Source organism: Pantoea sp. C2G6 (assembly GCF_051336815.1).
Lineage (GTDB): Bacteria > Pseudomonadota > Gammaproteobacteria > Enterobacterales > Enterobacteriaceae > Pantoea.
Window position 1 is genome coordinate 83,046 of the sequence record NZ_JBGMNJ010000006.1, and the last position, 21,200, is coordinate 104,245.

The window sequence follows — 21,200 nt, forward strand, 5'->3', positions numbered from 1 at the left end:
CCCGATTCATCCTGTCACTGTCGCAGATTACTGGTTGTAAGCGTTCTCGCCGTGGCTGTTGACGTCCAGACCTTCACGCTCATGCTCTTCCGGCACCCGCAGGCCGACAATCAGATCGGCCAGCTTGAAGCCGATAAAGGCGACCACGCCTGACCAGACGATGGTGAGGCCGACGCTGAACAGCTGCACCCACACCTGATGGCCCATGGTGACGCCCTCTGCGTAGCCCACGCCGCCCAGTGAAGAGGAGGCAAAGACGCCGGTCAGGATACAGCCGACGATGCCGCACACGCCATGCACGCCGAAGACATCACAGGGATCGTCCACGCGCAGCCATTTTTTCAGCGTCGTGACGCCCCACAGCCCTGCCAGACCGCCAACCAGACCAATGATTAACGCCCCGCCGACACCGACATAACCACAGGCTGGGGTAATCGCCACCAGACCAGCAATGAAACCGGAACAGGCACCCAGCAGCGAAGGTTTGCCGCGCACCGCCCATTCACCGAAGGTCCATGAGAGTACCGCGCCAGCGGTCGCCACCACGGTGTTGAGGAAAGCCAGCGCCGCGATTTCGTTCGCCGCAGAGGCGGAACCGGCGTTGAAACCAAACCAGCCGACATAGAGAATCGCCGTCCCGGTAAAGACCATCGGCAGGTTGTGCGGTTTAAACGCTTCTTTGCCGAAGCCTGCACGTTTGCCCACCAGGTAAGCGCCAACCAGACCGGCCACCGCGGCGTTAATGTGCACCACAGTACCGCCAGCAAAGTCCAGCGCGCCATCCTGTGCCAGGAAACCGCCCGCCCAGACCATATGCGCAATCGGCAGGTAAGCCAGCGTCAGCCAGACACCGACAAAAATCAGTACCGCAGAGAAACGGATACGTTCCGCGATAGCGCCGACAATCAGGCCCACCGTGATGCAGGCAAAGGAAGCCTGGAACGCCACATGGATATACTGGTAGAAGCTGCCCATCACCGCGGTCAGCTGAATGTTTTTCAACATCGCCCAGCCAAATCCGCCAAAGAAGGCGTTACCTTCACTGAACGCCAGTGAATAGCCGTAGACCATCCACAGCACGCAGACCAGAGAGAAGGTGACCGCCACCTGAGTGAGCATCGATAATACGTTTTTGCCGCGAATCAAACCGCCGTAAAACAGCGCAATGCCTGGAATTGACATAAACAGCACCAGCGCGGTGCAAATCATCATAAATGCGTTATCAGCCTTGTCCGCAACGGCAGGCGCAGCCATCGCGAGTGAGGGTAACAGCGCCAGGCTGGTGAGGCCGAGCTTAGTGAAAATTTTATTCATTTTATTCCATCCCATCACAGTACTGAGTCTTGATTACAGAGCCGCTTCGTCGGTCTCGCCGGTACGAATACGAATAACGCGCTGTAGTTCAGCCACGAAAATCTTACCGTCGCCAATTTTGCCGGTGTAGGCCGCTTTGCTGATTACATCCACCACTTCATCTAACTGATCGTCCGCGATAGCGATGTCAATTTTGACCTTTGGCAGAAAGTTCACGCTGTACTCCGCACCACGGTAAAGCTCCGCGTGGCCTTTCTGACGGCCGAACCCTTTCACTTCGGAGACGGTCAGCCCCTGAATGCCGATAGAGGACAAGGCTTCACGCACATCCTCCAGCTTGAATGGCTTAATTACGACGGTAACCAGCTTCATTGGATCCCCTCCAGCAAATAACCAGGTCACGTTGACCTGCACGCAGGGATATAAGCAAAGCCTGTGCCAGATATAAAAACCGGCGTTAATCAGTGACTCAGCCGAGGCGCGGCAAGGGAAAAGTCAGGAAGCGTAGAAACGATGGAGAGGGCAGCGAATTGATCGCCGCAGAGGTCTGCACTCCTTTGGTGCTGAAGGCGTCAAAGGAGTGCATCGGGACAGATTAGTCTGATAATGTTGCGCAAAAAAGGTGCAGCTCAGGCCTGGGTGGTTAACGCCGCGCCCATCGCCAGTTCATCGCCCGCCTGCTGCAACTGATACATCTGCCAGTAGCGGCCCTGCATCGCCAGCAGCTGCTGGTGAGTGCCCTGCTCGACAACCCGGCCGCGATGCAGCACCAGGATCTTATCGGCGTCGATGATGGTGGAGAGACGGTGAGCAATCACCACCAGCGTGCTGTGCTGACGCAGGGTGTTGAGCGTCTGCTGGATCGCCTGCTCGGTCCCGGAGTCGATGTTGGCCGTCGCCTCATCGAGGATCAGAATCTGCGGCAGATCAACCAGTACCCGCGCCAGCGCCAGCAGCTGCTTCTGCCCGACCGACAGATTATTGCCCTGCTCACCCAGCCGGGTGTGAATGCCCTCTGGCAGCGCGTGCGCCAGCGGCGCCAGCTGTACCTGCTCCAGTACCGTCCAGACCGCCTCTTCGCTGATGTCGCGCCCCAGCCGGACGTTGGCCAGCAGCGTGTCGGCCAGCACCACCGGGTCCTGCTGCACCATGGCGATGCCACGCCGCAGTACGGCATGACTCAGTTCACTGATCGGACGGTCATCAATGCGAATCTCGCCGCGCGTCACCGGGTAGTAGCCCATCAGCAGGTTAGCCAGGGTACTTTTGCCACTGCCGGTATGGCCGACCAGCGCCACAAATTCGCGCGGCGCGACCTCAAGGTTGATCTCACTCAGCACATCCCGGTTTTCGCGGTAGGCGAAACTCAGGTTATCCAGGGTGATCCGGCCCGACGCCAGCGGCTGCTGATCGTCGCCATACTGCTGCTGTGCGGCATCCATCAGTTCAAAGATGCGTTCACCGGAGACCACCGCCTGCTGCAACATCGACTGCTGAGTCGTCAGCTCAATCAGCGGCTCGTTCAGCCGACCCAGATAGGTAATAAAGGCATAGAGCACTCCGATCTCAAACACGCCCGGCACCGAGAAACTGAACAGGATCAGCAGTCCACACAGCACCATCGCTGAAAACAGGCTCAGCAGCGGGCGCAGCAGAAAGCCGTCCAGCCGCAGCGTCTCCATGCGCGCCAGATAGTGAGAACGGCTCGCCTCGCCCATGCGCTCACCAAAGCGCGCCTGCTGACGAAACTGCTGGATCACGCTCATGCCGCTGATCACTTCGTTGAAGCCGTTGTTGATGTCCGCCAGATAGCTGCGGACCCGACGGGCGATGGGGGTGCTGTAGCGCTGATAAATCAGCATCACCACCAGCACCAGCGGGAAGATCATCATCGCCACCAGCGCCATCCGCCAGTCGAGGCTGAACATCGCCACCATCATGGCCCCCACCAGCGCCGCGCTGCGCAGCACGGTGGAGACCACCGTCACGTAGAGATCGCGGATCACTTCGGTGTCGTTGGTCACGCGCGAGATAATCTGACCCACCGGCTGGGTGTCAAAAGCGCTCAGCGGCTGACAGAGCGCCGCGTTCATCACATCACTGCGTAACTGCTGCACCACGCCAATCGCGGCGCGGTTAAACAGCAGCGCCTGCCAGTAGTGCAGCGCGGCGGCCAGCAGTTGCAGCAGGATAAAACTCACCACCAGCCCGGCGACCACGCCCCAGGGCATCTGATGTTTCGCCACCAGGTTGTCAATAAAGTAGCTGACCAGCACCGGTCCGGTCACTTCGGCGGCGGCGGCGATCCACAACATCCCCACCGCCAGCGACAGGGATTTACGCCACGGCTTGCCGTAGCTCAGCAGGCGCTTCAGGGTGGGCCACAAGCGGGCAGACTTAGCCATGCGGCACTCCTTTCTCATTTTCATCTTCATCCAGGGCCGCTTCCAGCTGCTGGTAGCGATACATCTCCCGATACCAGCCCGCCTGCTCCGCCAGGCTGTCGTGATCGCCGCGCTGGGCAATGCTGCCCTGTTGCAGCACCAGGATTTCACTCGCCTCGGTCAGCGCCGACAGACGATGGGCGCTGATAATCAGGGTTCGTCCCTGCCCCCAGATGCGCAGGTTATGCAGAATTTCATGCTCGGTGCGGCCATCCACCGCCGAAAGAGCGTCGTCGAGAATCAGGATTTCGGCGTTCAGCAGCAGCGCGCGGGCAATCGAAAGACGCTGCTTCTGGCCGCCCGACAGCATCACGCCGCGCTCGCCGACCTCGGTTTCATAGCCCTGCGGCAGACGCAGAATGTCATCATGGACGCAGGCCAGCGTGGCCGCGCGCTCAATCTCCTGCTGGCTGGCACCTGGTTTTCCCAGCGCGATATTGTTCGCCACGCTGTCGGAGAAGAGAAATGGCGTCTGGCTGACCACCGCCAGGCGGCTGCGCCAGCTATCAAGCCGCAGCTGCGGCAGCGGGATCTGGTGATAGCGAATATCGCCCTGCTGAATATCAAAATGGCGCTGGATCAGGCTCAGCAGCGTGCTTTTGCCGCTGCCGGTCGGGCCACACAGCCCCAGCATCTGGCCGGGCCTGAGCTGAAAGCTGACATCACTTAACACCGGCGCGGCGCTGGCCGGATAGTGAAACGCGCGAATCGCCACCTGGAGCGTGCCCGGCTCCGGTGGCAGCGACTTCTCGCCATCCTCGACGGCTGGCGCTTCCGCCAGCAGCGCCTGGATGCGGCTCCAGGCCGCGCTGCCGCGCTCCACGATGTTAAACATCCACGCCAGTGCCAGCATCGGCCAGATCATCAGGCCGAGATACATCACAAAGCTGGTGAGCTGTCCCAGCGTCATCTGCTCATGCCACACCAGCCAGCTGCCGCCGCCGATCGCCAGCAGGTTCGAGAAACCAATCGCGATATAGATGGTGGGATCGAAACGGGCATCGACCCGCGCCACCCGCAGGTTTTTTTCACCGGTATCGCGGGCGATGTCGCTGAACTGCCGCGACTGATGCTGCTCAAGGCCAAAAGATTTGATCATGCGGATGCTGGTCAGGCTCTCCTGGGTCTGATCGTTGAGACTGGAGAACGCCGCCTGCGCCAGCTTAAAGCGCTGGTGCAGCTGATTGCCGTAGCGATGGATGACTATCGCCATAACCGGCATCGGCACCAGCGACAGCAGCGTCAGTTGCCAGCTGATCTGGGTGCTCATCACCAGCAGCACCACGCAGCCCATCACCAGCGAGTCGACCAGCGTCAGCACCCCCTCCCCGGCGGCGAAAACCACCCGATCCACGTCGTTAGTGGCGCGCGCAATCAGATCGCCGGTGCGGTGACGCAGATAAAACGCGGGCTGCTGACGGCTCAGCTGACGATAAAAATCTTCGCGCAGCTCAATCGCCAGCTGGTAAGAGGCACCAAACAGCAGTACGCGCCAGACATAACGCAGCAGATAGACCACCACCGCGGTCGCCAGCATAATGCCGATCCACATCATGACGCGGCTGGTGCTCATGCTGTTTTTGGTGACGCCATCAACAATGATGCCCACCACATGCGGCGGCAGCAGTTGCAGAATCGCAATCACGATCAGTAACGTGACCGCACCCAGATAGCGCCGCCACTCTCGCAGAAAATACCAACTTAATTGACTGAATAATCGCACAACGCTGTTCTCAATCTCTTGCCCTCAGGGGGCGACAGGTAAAGCCGTGGTGTACTTAATTTCTTCCATGGCGAAGCTGGATGTGACATCAATCAGGCCTGGCACACCCGTTACCAGGCGCTTGTAGAACGCATCGTAACTTTTCATATCGGCCACCTGAATCCGCAGCAGGTAATCATACTCGCCTGCCATCCGGTAAAAGGCCATGACTTCCGGCATGCTGTTCACCACCGCGACAAACGCCTGATACCAGTCGCTGCTGTGCTGCTGGGTTTTGACAAACATAAACGCCGTCAGGGATAACCCAATCTTTTCCCCATCCAGCAGCGCCACCCGCGCGCGAATAATGCCATCATCTTCCAGCTTTTTCAGGCGCTTCCAGCAGGGCGTGGTGGTGAGATTGACCGCGTCAGCCAGCGCCTGAAGCGACAGCGTGCAGTCACGCTGTAGCAGGGCCAGCAGTTTAAGGTCAGTTTTATCTAGCATATGGCACTCCGAGAGAATCTTTTTCTCCATCGACGCGATTTTAGCGGTAATTTTGCAATCTCTTTTTCCTGCACGTGCCATAAAATAGTCGTAATTCTTTCTGCCGGACACCTGAAATGCACAGCTGCTGGATTCGCCACGCTATCAACGAAATTAACGCTGATTTTCAACGATCGGCTGAGACCCATTTGATCCGTTTCGATCTGGCGGATTTTCCCGGCATCTGGTTCTACCTGAAAGATGAGAGCACCCATCCCAGTGGCAGTCTTAAACACCGGCTGGCGCGCTCGCTGTTCCTTTATGGCCTCTCCAACGGCTGGATAAAAGAGAATACGCCGATTATCGAAGCCTCGTCAGGCAGTACCGCCGTTTCTGAGGCCTACTTCGCACGGCTGCTCGGTCTGCCGTTTATAGCGGTAATGCCGGCCAGCACCGCGAAGCGTAAAATTGAGCAGATCACCTTTTATGGTGGCCAGTGCCATTTTGTTGAGGACCCCTGCCAGCTCTATGCCGAATCTGAACGGCTGGCGCGCGCCCTGAACGGCCACTTTATGGATCAGTTTACCTATGCTGAGCGTGCCACCGACTGGCGCGGTAATAACAATATTGCTGAAAGCATTTTCCGTCAGATGCAGCATGAACCCTTCCCGATCCCCCATACGCTGATCATGAGCGCCGGGACCGGCGGCACCTCGGCCACGCTGGGCCGCTATATCCGCTATCAGGGGCTGGAAACGAAACTGCTGGTGGTCGATCCGCAGCATTCGGTGTTTTTCGACTTCTGGCAGCAGCGTGACGCCACCCTGACCAGTAAACGTGGCAGCATGATCGAGGGGATTGGCCGCCCGCGGGTGGAGCCGTCTTTTATGCCGGACGTGATTGATGAAATGCTGAAAGTGCCGGATGGCGCGACGCTGGCCGCCATGCTGAAGCTGGAGAAGATTCTGGGACGCAAGCCTGGCGCCTCAACCGGCACCAATTTCTGGGGCATGATGCAGGTGGCGAAACGCCTGCGGGCGGCCGGTCAGCAGGGCGCGCTGGTGACGCTGCTGTGCGACAGCGGTGAACGTTACCCTGACAGCTACTATCAGCCGGAGTGGGTGGCGAAACATATTGGCGATATTACGCCCTGGCAGCGCGAACTGGCGTAAAAAACCGGACATCCTGTCCGGTACACGGCAATCCTCAGCATTCGGGGGAATACGCGAGGTCAGGTGTTGCCAGCCAGTGATTTAAATAGTGAGACACCGCCTGTGTCCCGCAATGCCCCAGCACTGGCAGATGCGGTAGCGCAGCCTTTAACTGCGCCATCGCATTGCCCATGATGAAACCCTGTCCCGCCTGCGCCAGCATCTCCCGATCGTTCATCGCATCGCCAAACGCCATACTCTCCGCCAGGCTGATAGAGAGATGTTCACACAGCCGCGCCAGCGCGCTGCCTTTGTGGCAGTGGGCCGGCAACACCTCCAGACAATCCCGCGCCGAAAAGCAGATATTGACCTGCTCGCCCAGCGCCGCTTCGAGCTGCGTTTTAAGCTCACAGAGAGGCTGATGCCGATCGGTAAAGCAGATCTTTGTCACCTGATGGGCGGGCAGCGTTTTCAGGTCGCACAGCTGATAGTGAAATCCGCTGAGCTGATGGGCGGCCAGCAGCGCCGGATCCGGCCGGTCGGTAAACCAGCCGCGGTCGTTGAAAATGTGCAGAGTGGCGGTTTTGTTCCAGTGGCGATGGATCACCGCTTCGGCCACGGCGGGCGGCAGATCCCGGGCAAAGATCTGTCGGCCCTGCGGGTCATCTATCCGGGTGCCGTTACCGGTGATCAGCCAGGCTGGCAGCGCCATTTTTTCCCGCAGAATATCCATCTCCAGCCGGTGGCGGCCGGTCGCCAGCGTCAGACTGATGCCGCGCGCATGCAGCGCGCGCAGGCTTTCCAGCGTCTGCTGGCCTAACCGGTGGTCGGGCAGTAGTAAGGTGCCATCCATATCAAAAGCGGCTAAGCGAACCATGAGCGGTCTCCTGCTGAAAAGATGAACACTACTATTGCCTGTTAATTACGGAACTAATAGTGAATACTTTAAAAAAACTGTTCCGGGTTTAGCATGCGTCAGCTCAATCGTCTTAATCAGTTTCAGCGCCTGTGGCAGCAGAGCCTGGGTGCGCCTCAGCAAACCTGCGTGGCGGAGATGGCCCGTCACTGCATCTGTAGCGAGCGCCATCTGCGCACCCTGCTGTCGCAGTGGCAGCATGCGGGCTGGCTTTGCTGGCGCGGCGAATCGGGTCGCGGCAAACAGGGACGGCTACAGTTTCTGCGCTCGCCGGAACAGCTGCGGCAGCAGTTACTGCAACAGCAGCTCGATGACGGTGACGCGGCTGACGCCCTGCAATTGCTGGATCTGCCGCCCGAAAGGCTGATTAATCTGCTGCGCCCGCTAATGGGCGGACAATGGCAGCACGATACGCCAGTGCTGCGTATTCCCTACTATCGCCCGCTGGAAAGCACGCAGCCGCACCAGACCACCGGACGCGCTGAGCAGCATCTGGTCCGTCAGCTCTATTCCGGTCTGACCCGCTTTGAGCAGGATGAGCCGGTGGGCGATCTGGCCCATCACTGGCAGCACGATGAGACAGCCTGCAACTGGTTGTTCTGGCTGCGGCCTCAGCTGGTGTGGCACAACGACGAACCGATCCAGGCCGGACAGCTGGTGGCCCGGTTCAGTCAGTTGTTACAGGAGCCGCACGTACGGGCACTGCTGGCGGAGGTGGTCAGCGTGGACGCCCCACATCCGCTTGCGCTGCGTTTTACACTGCGCCGCCAGGATTTCTGGCTGCCCCACCGGCTTGCGCATCTGCTGTGTCTGCTGCCGCACCCGGTCGATCCCAGCCTCGGCAGCGGGCCGTGGAAACGCAGCTACTTCAGCGCGGAGCTGGTCAGGATTGAAAGCCATGCACGCTGGCACCTGCGGCGTCCGCTGCTCCAGGCGGTGGAGTACTGGATCACCCCTCAGCTGTTTGATCCCAGCCTGGGCAGCAGCTGCCGCCATCCGGTGCAGCTTCAGATCGGGGATGTCGCCGATCTGAAAACGCTGCAACCGGTCAGCAGCAGCATCAGCCTCGGTTTTTGCTATCTGCTCTGCCGCCCGCGCCCCGGTTTCAGCCCCGCCCAGGCGCGCAGACTATTCCAGCTTATCCAGCAGAGCGGCATTATCAGCCGTTTGCCGCTGGATAAAGGGTTGATCACCCCCAGCAGAGAGCTGTTACCCGGCTGGCCGGTGCCATCGATTGAGGCTGAACCGCTGCCGCTGCCCGCGACGCTGACCCTGCACTATCAGTTGCCGGTTGAACTGCACCAGATGGCGCAGGCGTTACGCCAGCTGTTAAAACAGCATGGCTGTACCCTTAACCTGATCTTTCATCCGGTCAAGAGCTGGCACAACATCGCGGAGCTGGATGCGGCGGATCTGGTGATGGGCGATCGGCTGATTGGTGACGCCCCGGTATTTACGCTGGCCAGCTGGTTACAGATCGACCCACTGTGGCACCCCTTTGCCGCCACCGCGCAGGGCGACGCGGCAGAAGCGCAGCGGCTGACTATCCAGCAGATCGCCGACAGTGAAACCCGCAGCCGCGCGCTGCATCAGCTCTACCATCAGCTGATGACGGCGGGCATCCTGCTGCCGCTGTTTAATTATCGCTATCAGATCTCCGCCCCGCCCGGCGTCGAGGGCATTCATCTGAACAGTCTGGGCTGGTTCGATTTCAGCCGCGCCTGGATCCCGCCGCCCATTGATCCGCCTTGCAGCTGTTCAGCGGCGGAATGAGGCATTACCATAAGCGCAAAATTACTTATCAGGAAAACGCCATGAAACGCGCGGTTGTAGTGTTCAGCGGTGGGCAAGACTCCACCACCTGCCTTATTCAGGCTTTGCAGCAGTATGATGAAGTTCACTGTGTCACCTTCGATTATGGTCAGCGCCACCGTGAAGAGATCGAGGTGGCGCGCGATCTGGCCGCTCAACTGGGCGCACGTGCCCACAAAGTGCTGGATGTCACCATGCTGAACGAACTCGCCGTCAGCAGCCTGACGCGGGACAACATTCCGGTGCCGGCTTACGACCCGGACGCCAGCGGCCTACCGAGCACCTTTGTACCGGGCCGCAACATTCTGTTTCTGACGCTGGCCGCGGTCTACGCTTATCAGGTTGAGGCGGAAGCGGTGATCACCGGCGTCTGCGAAACCGACTTCTCCGGCTATCCCGATTGCCGCGATGAATTTGTCAAAGCGCTGAACCATGCGGTCAGCCTCGGCATGGCGCGCGATATTCGTTTTGAGACGCCGCTGATGTGGCTCAACAAAGCGGAAACCTGGGCACTGGCAGACTACTGGCAGCAGTTGACGCTGGTGCGCGAGCAGACGCTGACCTGCTATAACGGCGTGAAAGGCGACGGGTGCGGAGAGTGTGCCGCCTGTCACTTGCGGGCGAACGGCTTGCAGGGGTATCTCAGCGATCGGGCTGGCGTGATGGCGGCGATGAAAGCCAAAAGCGGCCTGAACTGACGCGGCCGGGGCGGCAGCCGAGCGCTGTCGGCCCCTTTTTTACCGGTTTACGCCATCAGACGCATCAGTCGCTCACGTAACTCCCCTTCCAGCGCTACCGCTTTCTGTGACGACAAATCGATGCAGACAAAGGTCAGCGCCGCATCGGCTATCCCGGTCTGCTGACCCGCCAGCGTAACCCGCTGCGCTATAATGCCGCTTCTGCCATTCAACTGCGTGATCTCACTGTCGATAGTGAGCACGTCGCCCAGCACCGCCGGGCGACGATAGTTGATGTTGATATTCACCACCACGAAAGCCAGTTTCTGCTGCTGCAACCAGTGGAATGCCTCTGCTTCTTCCAGCCATTGCCAGCGCGCCTCCTCCAGAAATTCGAGGTAACGCGCGTTGTTAACGTGCTGATAGACATCCAGATGATAGCCGCGCACTTTGATCGTGGTCTGCATGGTGATGCTCTCCTGCTGCTGTGAATTAACTGGTTGGACCTGTTCACTTTAGCAGAGAGCCCGGCTCAGCGTGCGTTAAGCCTCACAGTTGCGCCCTGCCTCACAATTTCAGCCGGGCGGCGTTACGTTCTATCAGCGCATTACCGATACCGGGCACTTCGTTGAGCTGTTCAATGGCGCTGAAGGGTCCGTACTGTTCACGATAGTTCACAATAGATTGCGCCTTCTTCAGCCCGACCCCGTTCATCACGGCGGAGAGCTGTTCCGCGCTCGCCTGATTGATGCTGACCTGCTCTTGGGCTGCCGCCGGTGCCGATGGTTTTGCTGCGGATGAGGCTGGCGGCGTGACCGCGGTGCTGGCCGGTACGGATGCCGCCGGTGGGGTGACCGTGGTGCTGGCCGGTGTGGGTGCCGCCGAAACGGTGCTTTGCCAGAGTGCGCCACCCAGCGCCAGTGAGAGGTAAAGGGCATATAACGTTGGTTTAGCCATGCTGTGTTTCTCCTTGTGTGTTAACAGCCAGCACAGGGTGTCACCACGCGACACAAGGCTCAAAAGCGGAATCGCAGAAATGGAAAAGGCCGCGAATGCGGCCTTTGGTTGTTACAGTCGTTGCGTGATTTTTGCGAGGCTTACTGCATTTGTGCGGCGGCGCCGTACTTGATTTTGGCCTCTTTACGCAGGTTTTGCAGTAAGGCTTCGAAAGCCAGCTGAGCGTTATTCTGCGTGACGCCTTTGACCATTTCGTCAATCTGCGCCTGCGGCATGCTGCCGGTTTTAACTTTATCAACCGCCACCAGCACCACGTTGCCCTGCATATCTTCGCTCACGCCCCAGGAAGGTTTATTTTCCGCCGGTTGAGGCAGATTAAAGGCAGCCTGTGCCACCGGATCCTGAGTGTTGCGATCCACGGTTTTACTGGCGCTCAGCGTCAGACCCGCCGCACTCAGCGCATCCTGCTTACCGGCTTTGAGGTCGGCCAGCAGTTTATCCGCCTGGGCTTTCGCCTGCTGCGTCGCTTTATCATGCTTAAGCGTGTCAGCGATCTGCGCCTTAACCTGCTCCAGCGGTTTTACCGCTTCCGGTTTATGCTCACTGACACGCAGCACAAAGGCACGGTCGCCATCGACGCTGATGATGTCAGAGTTGTTACCCGGCGCGCCATTCTGCCCCACCAGACCGCCGTTGAAGATCGCCTGCTTCACCGCATCGAAGTTTAGCTCTGCGGGCAGCGAATCCTGACTGAACCAGCCGGTCTCTTTGGCTTTCAGACCTGAAGCCTGCTCGGCCCCCGCCAGTGACTCATTGTCATTGCTGGCCGCTTCGCTGACTTTCTGTTGCAGTTTGTAGAAGGCGTCAACGCCTTTTTCCTGCTTCACTTTCGCCGCAATGGCGCTGCGCACCTCATCCAGCGGCTTAACCTGCTCCGCCTGAATATCGTCGAGACGCACTACCAGGAAGCCTACCGAAGATTTGATTACCCCGGACATCTGACCTTTCTCTGTCAGACCGGCGTTTTTCAGCTCATCCGGGGTGGTAGCGGGTTCCAGCCAGCCCATATCGCCGCCTTTACGCGCAGAGATAGGGTCGATTGATTTGGCTTTCGCCACATCCGCGAAGCTGGCGCCGCCCTTCAGCTGAGCCAGTACCGCGTTAGCTTCCGCTTCAGTTTTGGTCTGAATCACGCTGTAGCGATTACGCTGCGGCTGGGTGTAGTCCGCCTTGTGCTGATCATACCAGGCCTGAATCTCGGCATCGCTGGCATCCTGCTGCATGCTGGCCGCATCCATCAGGATGTAGCTGACGCGGAACTGCTCTGGTGCCATAAAATTGCTTTTATGCTGCTGGTAATACTGGCTGACTTCATCGTCGGTGACGCTCTGCTTTGCCGCCAGCGCATTAACATCCAGCGTCGCCTGACGAATATCACGCTGCTGTGAAACCAGATCCACCAGCTTGCTGGCTTCGCCTTTCAGCGTGAAGTCCGTGTTGGCCACGGCGTTGATCAGCTGCTGATTAGCGAGTTGTTTACGCAGCGCTTCAGCATACTGGTCGGCGCTAAAGCCCATGCTGCCAATCAGATTCAGGTAACGGGCATTATCAAATTTGCCGTTAGTCTGGAACGCCTGCTGATTGAAGATAGCCTGCTTAACCTGATCGTCGCTGATGCTGAGGTGCAGATCTTTGATATAGCTGTCGAGCAGCGCCTGATCGACCAGCTGCGACAGCGCCTGCTGACGGATCTGCTGCATATAGCCTTCATTGCTGGCCAGCTGTGAGAACTGATCGCCCAGCATCTGCTGCTGACGATTACGTTCGCTGTTAAACGCCTGCTCCAGCTGTGCCCGGCTAATCTCCTGACCGTTCACTTTGGCCGCATAGTCGTTATTGCCGCCAATCAGATAGTTGCCAACGCCCGTCAGCACAAAGGAGAGGATAATCAGCCCCAAAATAATCTTGAGCACGACATGGTTCGACGCCGCGCGTAAATTGTCCATCATGGTATGGCAACACTCCGCTGTAGTGTGAATGTAAAGCTCGGTTGTGATCTTCCCTTCATGGGTCGAGCACCTGGCAGCCAGCTCTGCTGGCGGCCTCAATCCGGTCCAGGTCCATCTTACGGCCCGATTCGCACCGGTTAAAACAAAAAAGGCACATCTGATTGATGTGCCCGTATGTTACATGAGAACGCGATAACCGTCCTCTAATCCACGGAAGAAAATGCGCCAATGGATTGCCTGGCTGTCATTAATTGACCGCGTCTTTCAGTGCCTTGCCCGCACGAAAGCCCGGTACTTTACCGGCTGGAATAGTAATCTCTTTACCCGTTTGTGGGTTACGGCCAGTACGTGCAGCACGCTCACGTACAGAGAAGGTGCCGAAACCAACCAGAGCCACTTCATCACCGCCTTTCAGCGACTCAGAAACAGAGCTCATGAATGCATCTAAAACACGTCCCGCTGCAGCTTTAGAAATATCAGCGTCGGCAGCAATTTTGTCGATCAATTGTGACTTATTCACTCTATTCATCCCCTCTTTTATTATTCACATCGCACCCATGCTTCCGGCCGGGTACGAACGCGCAGCAAGTTATATCAAGCCTGTGGAGCCGAAACAACGGAATTCCTCTGAGAACCCCGCGGCGGCAGCCACCTAAATTAGCGGCACAAAAAAAAGCTGGCAAGCGCCAATTGCCTTGCCAGCTCCGCTTTTTAACGGTTTATGCCGTTAATCACTATTTTGCTGTCGCGACCTGCATACCGTAAGGGGCGTTTTCCAGCGCCAGGTTCAGCACCTCTTCGATGCGTTTCACCGGGTGGATCTCCAGATCGGCAATCACGTTCTGTGGAATCTCTTCCAGGTCACGCTTGTTGTCATCCGGGATCAGCACGGTTTTAATCCCGCCACGGTGTGCTGCCAGCAGCTTCTCTTTCAGACCGCCGATCGGCAGGACCTGACCACGCAGGGTGATTTCCCCCGTCATCGCCACATCCGCCCGCACCGGGTTACCGGTCAGACAGGAGACCAGCGCGGTACACATGGCGATACCGGCACTTGGGCCATCTTTCGGCGTCGCACCTTCCGGCACGTGAACGTGAATATCACGTTTTTCGTAGAAGTCGCTGTTGATACCCAGCTTCTCGGCGCGCGCACGCACCACGGTCAGTGCAGCCTGGATCGACTCCTGCATCACCTCACCCAGCGAACCGGTGTAGGTCAGCTTGCCTTTACCTGGCACGCAGGCGGTTTCGATGGTCAGCAGATCGCCACCCACTTCGGTCCACGCCAGACCAGTCACCTGACCAACACGGTTTTCACTGTCGGCGCGGCCGTAGTCGAAGCGCTGTACCCCCAGGAAATCCTTGAGGTTTTCACCATTGATGGTGATGTGCTTTTTCGTCTTGTCCATCAGCAGCGATTTCACCGCCTTACGGCACAATTTCGACAGCTCACGCTCAAGGCTACGTACCCCGGCTTCACGGGTGTAGTAACGGATAATGCCGACAATCGCACTATCTTCCACCGTGATTTCGCTGGCTTTCAGGGCGTTGCGCTCAATCTGTTTGGTCAGCAGATGCTGTTTGGCGATGTTCAGCTTTTCATCTTCGGTGTAGCCCGACAGACGAATCACTTCCATACGGTCCAGCAGCGGGGCCGGAATGTTCATGGAGTTCGAGGTCGCCACGAACATCACATCTGACAGGTCGTAGTCGACTTCCAGATAGTGGTCGTTGAACGCAATGTTCTGCTCAGGATCAAGCACTTCCAGCAGTGCTGACGCCGGATCGCCGCGCATGTCAGAAGACATTTTGTCGATCTCATCCAGCAGGAACAGCGGGTTTTTCACGCCCACTTTCGCCATTTTCTGGATCAGCTTGCCTGGCATCGAACCGATATAGGTACGACGGTGACCGCGGATCTCCGCTTCGTCACGTACCCCGCCCAGCGCCATACGCACATACTTACGGCCGGTCGCTTTCGCGATCGACTGGCCCAGCGAGGTTTTACCTACCCCTGGTGGTCCCACCAGGCAGAGGATTGGCCCTTTGATTTTGCTGACGCGACTCTGCACCGCAAGATACTCAAGGATACGATCTTTAACGCGCTCCAGGCCGTAATGGTCGGTATCCAGCGTCTCCTGCGCTTTGCGCAGATCTTTTTTCACCTTGCTGCGCGCGTTCCACGGAACCTGTACCATCCAGTCGATATAGCCGCGCACCACGGTCGCTTCCGCGGACATCGGTGACATCATCTTCAGCTTCTGGAGTTCAGCTTCCGCTTTTTCACGCGCCTCTTCCGGCATTTTAGCCGCGTCGATTTTGCGTTTTAACGCTTCGTACTCGTCAGGCGCATCGTCCATCTCGCCCAGCTCTTTCTGAATCGCCTTCATCTGCTCATTCAGATAGTACTCGCGCTGGCTCTTCTCCATCTGCTTCTTAACACGGTTGCGAATGCGCTTCTCAACCTGGAGCAGATCGATTTCAGATTCCATCATCGCCATCAGATATTCCAGACGCTCATTGACGTCGGACATCTCCAGCACCGATTGTTTATCGGCCAGCTTCAATGGCATATGTGCGGCGACGGTGTCAGCCAGACGGGCCGCATCGTCAATGTTGTTCAGCGAGGTTAAGACCTCAGGCGGGATCTTTTTATTGAGTTTGATATAGCCTTCAAACTGATTGATTGCCGTGCGCACCAGCACTTCCTGCTCGCGCTCTTCAATCTCTGGTGAAACCAGATATTCAGCCTGGGCCACAAAATGATCGCCATTATCCGCCAGCGTCGTGATGTGAGCGCGCTGTAAACCTTCCACCAGCACTTTTACGGTGCCGTCAGGAAGTTTCAGCATTTGCAATACAGAGGCAACGGTCCCTACTGAAAAGAGATCGTTGATGCCAGGTTCATCCGTTGAAGCCTCTTTCTGTGCCACCAGCATGATCTTTTTATCATGATCCATTGCGGCTTCAAGGCACCGAATCGATTTTTCCCGGCCAACAAACAACGGAATTACCATGTGCGGATAAACCACCACGTCGCGCAGCGGCAACACGGGGATTTCAATGCGTTCAGAACGCTCAGGATTCATAGAGCTCTCTCTTTGTTTAATGTCCGCCAGGTGATGGGAACCGCATCAGGCAGGTATGCAGTTAAACCCACAGGTATCTGAGTATATGGGGATGCTTATCCGACATTCAATGTCACGGAGGTGAGAAAAGCAAAAGGGGAAAGATTTTCCCCTTTTTTACGCTAACGACATGAATGATCTGTTTAATTATTCGCCAGATGCCTGCGCTTCATGTTTGCCGTAGATCAACATAGGTTCAGACTGACCATCAATAACTGACTCATCGATCACTACTTTTTCTACGTCATCCATCGAAGGCAGATCGTACATCGTTTCCAGCAATGCGCCTTCAACGATTGAACGCAGACCACGCGCACCGGTTTTACGTGACATCGCCTTTTTCGCGATGGCGGTTAACGCCTCGTCACGGAACTCCAGCTCCACGCCTTCCAGGTTGAACAGCGCCTGGTACTGTTTGGTCAGGGCGTTTTTCGGCTCACGCAGAATCTGGATCAGTGCTTCTTCACTCAGCTCGCTCAGGGTCGCGACCACCGGCAGACGACCAATGAACTCCGGGATCAGACCAAACTTGATCAAATCTTCAGGTTCACACTGTGAAAGCAGTTCACCTTCGCTGGCTTTCTGCGACTTCCCTTTCACGGTTGCGCCGAAGCCGATGCCCGACCCGGTTTCAACCCGCTGGGAAATCACTTTATCCAGACCGGCAAACGCGCCGCCGCAGATAAACAGAATTTTAGAGGTATCAACCTGCAAAAATTCCTGCTGCGGATGTTTACGTCCGCCCTGCGGCGGAACGGCCGCCACGGTGCCTTCAATCAGCTTCAGCAGCGCCTGCTGTACGCCTTCACCTGAAACGTCACGGGTAATCGACGGGTTATCAGACTTACGTGAAATCTTGTCGATCTCATCGATATAGACGATGCCACGCTGCGCTTTCTGTACGTCGTAATCACACTTCTGCAACAGCTTCTGGATGATGTTCTCCACGTCTTCACCGACGTAACCCGCTTCGGTCAGCGTGGTGGCGTCAGCCATGGTGAACGGCACATCCAGCAGGCGTGCCAGCGTTTCGGCCAGCAGCGTTTTACCGCTACCGGTTGGACCAATCAGCAGAATGTTACTTTTGCCCAGTTCGATACCATTGCTGGTATCGCCATTGCGCAGACGTTTGTAGTGGTTGTAGACCGCTACCGCCAGCACTTTCTTCGCCCGTTCCTGACCGATGACATAATCATCAAGGTGGTGGCGAATTTCATGTGGGGTAGGCAACGCACTACGTTCACGATGCGGAGCAACTTCTTTAATCTCTTCGCGAATGATGTCGTTGCACAGGTCAACACACTCATCGCAGATATACACTGACGGACCGGCAATCAGCTTTCGCACTTCATGCTGGCTTTTGCCGCAAAAAGAGCAGTACAGCAACTTTCCTGAACCGTCTTTGCGCTTATCTGTCATCAGTTAACCTCTTCTAGTTCCAGGCCATACCGGCGTACGGCTCAGGCCGTGCAGAGACGGCCAAAATTCATTCAACCCATAATAGTACCGTTGTCCTGTTAACTATAGACCAGCGACAAGGGTAAGTTGGGTCTTATTGGCGATGCGTCAGAATTGAATCGACTAATCCATACTCTACCGCTTCACTTGCTGAGAGGAAACGGTCGCGCTCGGTATCACGCTCAATTTCTTCCAGCGTTTTGCCGGTATGCTCAGCCATCAGCTCATTCATGCGCTGTTTGACTTTAAGGATTTCGCGCGCATGGATCTCAATATCGGTTGCCTGACCCTGATAGCCGCCCAGCGGCTGGTGGATCATAACGCGCGAGTTTGGCAGGCAGAAACGTTTGCCTTTTGTCCCCGCCGTCAGCAGGAAAGCGCCCATGGAACAGGCCTGACCCATACAGATAGTGCTGACATCCGGTTTAATAAATTTCATGGTGTCGTAGATCGACATACCCGCTGTAATCACGCCACCCGGTGAGTTGATGTAGAGATAAATATCTTTTTCCGGGTTTTCCGCTTCCAGAAACAGCATCTGCGCCACAATCAGATTAGCCATGTGGTCTTCAACCTGGCCGGTCAGAAAGATCACGCGCTCTTTGAGCAGACGAGAGTAGATGTCGTAAGAACGCTCACCACGCGAAGTTTGTTCAACCACCATTGGCACCAGCGCATTATGCGGTGCAGTATATTCACGATCGCCACTGTATGACATTACCGTCTCCTGGATAGATTTCATTGGCAATATTCTGTACCGATTCTACGTAAGACGCGCGGGAAACTCCACGCTACGCCTCTTTCCGACACCTTCAGGACGGTTAATCAGCCAGCATAACTCTCATTCTTGCATACTCCCTGTATCTTGGGATGCTGCACGCATGTTTCAAGCATAACAATCTTTTCCCTGTTCGCTAACCAGGAAAAAGCGATGCGGCAATAATTTGCCGGTTAATTAAGCAAATAGCACCCGATAGCGGCCGTTAAGCGGCAAAAAACAAAAAAGCCCGCGACTTTTCAGCCACGGGCTTAGCACAGACGGTTAAATCGGTGATCAGGCCTGAGCGGTCTGATTCATCAGATCCTGGAAGTTGGTCTCTTTCTCAGTCACTTTCGCTTTCGCCAGGACCGCTTCAACCGCTTGCTCTTCCAGCGCCACGTTGCGCATGTTGTTCATCAGCTCGTTATTCTTGCTGTAGAACTCGATCACTTCCTGCGGATCTTCATACGCAGAAGCCATCTCTTCGATCAGCGCGCTGACACGGGCTTCGTCAGCTTTCAGCTCATGGGTACGAATCACTTCGCCCAGCAGCAGACCGACCACTACGCGGCGTTTCGCCTGCTCTTCAAACAGTTCGCGTGGCAGTTCCAGCGCCTGCTGCTCGTTGCCGCCAAAACGCTGTGCAGCCTGACGACGCAGGACGTCGATTTCACTGTCAACCAGCGCGGCTGGCACGTCGATGTCGTTGGCCGCAACCAGACCGTCGATCGCCTGCGTTTTCACGCGGTTACGGATAGCGCCTTTCAGCTCGCGATCCATGTTCTTACGCACTTCGGTACGCAGACCGGCCACTGAACCATCTTCAACGCCGAAACGTTTGATGAACTCTTCAGTCAGCTCTGGCAGTTCGCGCGTTTCCACTTTCTTCAGCACGATCTCGAACTTCGCGTCTTTCCCTTTCAGGTTTTCCGCGTGGTAGTCGTCCGGGAATTTCACGTCGATGGTGAAAGTCTCGCCCGCTTTGTGACCCACGATGCCCTCTTCGAAGCCTGGGATCATGCGGCCCTGGCCCATGGCCAGAACGAAGTCAGAGGCTTTGCCGCCTTCAAACTCTTCACCGTCAACCGAACCGTTGAAATCGATGGTGGCACGATCTTCCGCACCCGCGGCCGCGTCGCTCTCAATCCAGTTAGCCTGCTGCTTGCGCAGGGTATCCAGCATGGTGTCCACATCGGCGTCGGTCACTTCAACCAGCGGTTTTTCGACTTCGATGTTTTCCAGGCCTTTCAGCTCAACTTCCGGATAGACTTCGAATTCCACCGCGTAGGTGAAGTCCTGACCTTCTTTATATTCGCCTGGCACGTAGTTAGGTGCGCCAGCCGGATTAATCTTTTCTTTGATGATGGCGTCAACGAAGTTGCGCGTCATCAGCTCGCCCAGCACGTCCTGACGGACAGACGCACCGTAACGCTGCGCAACGATGTTCATCGGCACTTTGCCTTTACGGAAACCATCGATGCGGACTTTCTTTGCAACATCAACCAGTTCTTTTTTTACAGCGCTGTCGATGCTGTCAGCAGCGACAGTAATCGTAATGCGACGGCCCAGGCCCTGAGTGGTTTCTACAGAAACTTGCATCTTGTTACCTCAAAAAATCACGTGCTCGGTCAACTTCAGACACCACACATAGTGAAATGCGCCGTATCTAACAACCGGGACGGCTTCCGTGAAGAGAACCTGATCCCTGTTACCAGAAGCGTCCCGAAGACATTGCGGAAAAATAGACGCAGCATTATAGCGGCATCGCCGGAATGAGTCGAGGACGCTAACTCACCACTTTTCAGCAACTTTGCTGCTTTTTTGAGCCAGGGATCGCGTTTCTGGCTGAATAAACGAAAAAACGGCCCGCAGGCCGTTTCCGGGAAGGGAGATCAGGCGAGCGTACCGGCACCGCGACAGTTGGGCGACGCCAGTACCGTATCCTGCAATCCTTCCCACTCTTTCAGGGTGTAGGTATGCAGGGCTAAGGCGTGGACGCTGCCCGCTAATTCCGCCGCCAGTTCGCTATAGATCAGGCGGTGGCGCGCCAGGAAACGCTGGCCCGCAAAGCAGTCACTGACGATGACCACTTTGAAATGGCTTTCCGAACCCGCAGGAACATTGTGCCGGTAACTTTCGTCATGCACTTCCAGATGAGCCGGCTCAAACGCCACACGCAGTTTTTCTTCTATTTGTTCGCGGATCATGGGTATTACTCCTCAATGGCGAGCGCTGTGCCCCATCTCATTCAATCTTAGTCGCTTTTACCACGCTTACCGCAGCCGGACGCTAAAAATTGCATTTGCGCGCGGTGCGTCAGCGGCGCGCATCATAACGCAGCCACAGAGAAGCGCAAACCGGACCGTCAGCGCAGGGACTTTCACCC

18 protein-coding genes are annotated in these 21,200 nt (G+C 56.8%); 3 read left to right on the forward strand and 15 right to left on the reverse strand.

Translation table 11 applies throughout. The features are described from left to right. Positions 1–27 precede the first annotated feature (27 nt). From amtB to ACCW71_RS10320, 5 genes are all read right to left on the reverse strand, one after another. On the reverse strand, positions 28–1,314 hold the full coding sequence (gene amtB, locus ACCW71_RS10300; RefSeq protein WP_436371093.1) for an ammonium transporter AmtB: 1,287 nt from the start codon (positions 1,312–1,314) through the stop codon (positions 28–30). 33 nt (positions 1,315–1,347) lie between these two features. Then, positions 1,348–1,686, reverse strand: coding sequence for a P-II family nitrogen regulator (glnK, locus tag ACCW71_RS10305; protein ID WP_003850469.1), 339 nt, complete (start codon positions 1,684–1,686; stop codon positions 1,348–1,350). 257 nt (positions 1,687–1,943) lie between these two features. After that, on the reverse strand, positions 1,944–3,719 hold the full coding sequence (locus ACCW71_RS10310) for a SmdB family multidrug efflux ABC transporter permease/ATP-binding protein (protein WP_436371094.1): 1,776 nt from the start codon (positions 3,717–3,719) through the stop codon (positions 1,944–1,946). Next, positions 3,712–5,481 carry a SmdA family multidrug ABC transporter permease/ATP-binding protein gene (locus tag ACCW71_RS10315; RefSeq protein WP_436371095.1) on the reverse strand — a complete coding sequence of 590 codons (1,770 nt, stop codon included), beginning with the start codon at positions 5,479–5,481 and terminating at the stop codon, positions 3,712–3,714. The genes ACCW71_RS10310 and ACCW71_RS10315 overlap by 8 nt, the downstream gene beginning before the upstream one ends. Positions 5,482–5,505: 24 nt before the next feature. Then, on the reverse strand, positions 5,506–5,967 hold the full coding sequence (locus ACCW71_RS10320; protein WP_436371096.1) for an Lrp/AsnC family transcriptional regulator: 462 nt from the start codon (positions 5,965–5,967) through the stop codon (positions 5,506–5,508). A gap of 116 nt (positions 5,968–6,083) precedes the next feature. Here ACCW71_RS10320 and ACCW71_RS10325 point away from each other — a divergent pair, with 116 nt between their 5' ends. After that, the gene (locus ACCW71_RS10325; protein ID WP_436371097.1) at positions 6,084–7,118 is read left to right on the forward strand and encodes a PLP-dependent cysteine synthase family protein; all 1,035 of its coding nucleotides are present in this window, start codon (positions 6,084–6,086) and stop codon (positions 7,116–7,118) included. Positions 7,119–7,152: 34 nt separating this feature from the next. Here the strand turns inward: ACCW71_RS10325 and cof are convergent, their stop codons facing one another. Then, positions 7,153–7,974: an HMP-PP phosphatase gene (cof, locus tag ACCW71_RS10330; protein WP_436371098.1), complete on the reverse strand. Its 822-nt coding sequence runs from the start codon at positions 7,972–7,974 to the stop codon at positions 7,153–7,155. Between the two features lie 93 nt (positions 7,975–8,067). Here cof and ACCW71_RS10335 point away from each other — a divergent pair, with 93 nt between their 5' ends. Together ACCW71_RS10335 and queC are read left to right on the forward strand one after the other, a co-directional pair. Next, a complete protein-coding gene (locus ACCW71_RS10335) occupies positions 8,068–9,786 on the forward strand; it encodes an SgrR family transcriptional regulator (RefSeq protein ID WP_436371099.1) in 1,719 nt (572 codons plus the stop codon). 41 nt (positions 9,787–9,827) lie between these two features. Further along, positions 9,828–10,523 (forward strand): 7-cyano-7-deazaguanine synthase QueC, encoded by a 696-nt coding sequence (gene queC / locus ACCW71_RS10340; protein ID WP_436371100.1) that lies wholly within the window; start codon positions 9,828–9,830, stop codon positions 10,521–10,523. A 47-nt stretch (positions 10,524–10,570) separates the two neighbouring features. On the opposite strand, the gene ACCW71_RS10345 is transcribed toward queC, so the two are convergent. From ACCW71_RS10345 to bolA, 9 genes are all read right to left on the reverse strand, one after another. Further along, entirely contained in the window at positions 10,571–10,969 is a 399-nt protein-coding gene (locus tag ACCW71_RS10345) for a YbgC/FadM family acyl-CoA thioesterase (protein ID WP_436371101.1), read from the reverse strand. Between the two features lie 100 nt (positions 10,970–11,069). Beyond that, entirely contained in the window at positions 11,070–11,459 is a 390-nt protein-coding gene (locus ACCW71_RS10350) for a ComEA family DNA-binding protein (protein WP_436371102.1), read from the reverse strand. Between the two features lie 140 nt (positions 11,460–11,599). After that, a complete protein-coding gene (gene ppiD, locus ACCW71_RS10355) occupies positions 11,600–13,468 on the reverse strand; it encodes a peptidylprolyl isomerase (protein ID WP_436371103.1) in 1,869 nt (622 codons plus the stop codon). Positions 13,469–13,715: 247 nt separating this feature from the next. Further along, complete coding sequence (gene hupB / locus ACCW71_RS10360) at positions 13,716–13,988, reverse strand: nucleoid-associated protein HU-beta (RefSeq protein ID WP_436371104.1); 273 nt, start codon at positions 13,986–13,988, stop codon at positions 13,716–13,718. A 214-nt stretch (positions 13,989–14,202) separates the two neighbouring features. Continuing rightward, complete coding sequence (gene lon, locus ACCW71_RS10365) at positions 14,203–16,557, reverse strand: endopeptidase La (protein ID WP_436371105.1); 2,355 nt, start codon at positions 16,555–16,557, stop codon at positions 14,203–14,205. A gap of 186 nt (positions 16,558–16,743) precedes the next feature. Then, complete coding sequence (gene clpX, locus ACCW71_RS10370) at positions 16,744–18,015, reverse strand: ATP-dependent protease ATP-binding subunit ClpX (protein WP_009091705.1); 1,272 nt, start codon at positions 18,013–18,015, stop codon at positions 16,744–16,746. 133 nt (positions 18,016–18,148) lie between these two features. After that, positions 18,149–18,772 carry an ATP-dependent Clp endopeptidase proteolytic subunit ClpP gene (clpP, locus tag ACCW71_RS10375; protein WP_436371106.1) on the reverse strand — a complete coding sequence of 208 codons (624 nt, stop codon included), beginning with the start codon at positions 18,770–18,772 and terminating at the stop codon, positions 18,149–18,151. A gap of 336 nt (positions 18,773–19,108) precedes the next feature. Beyond that, complete coding sequence (gene tig / locus ACCW71_RS10380; protein ID WP_436371107.1) at positions 19,109–20,413, reverse strand: trigger factor; 1,305 nt, start codon at positions 20,411–20,413, stop codon at positions 19,109–19,111. 293 nt (positions 20,414–20,706) lie between these two features. Beyond that, positions 20,707–21,021, reverse strand: a complete 315-nt coding sequence (bolA, locus tag ACCW71_RS10385) for a transcriptional regulator BolA (protein WP_436371108.1) — start codon at positions 21,019–21,021, stop codon at positions 20,707–20,709. Between the last annotated feature and the right edge of the window lie 179 nt (positions 21,022–21,200).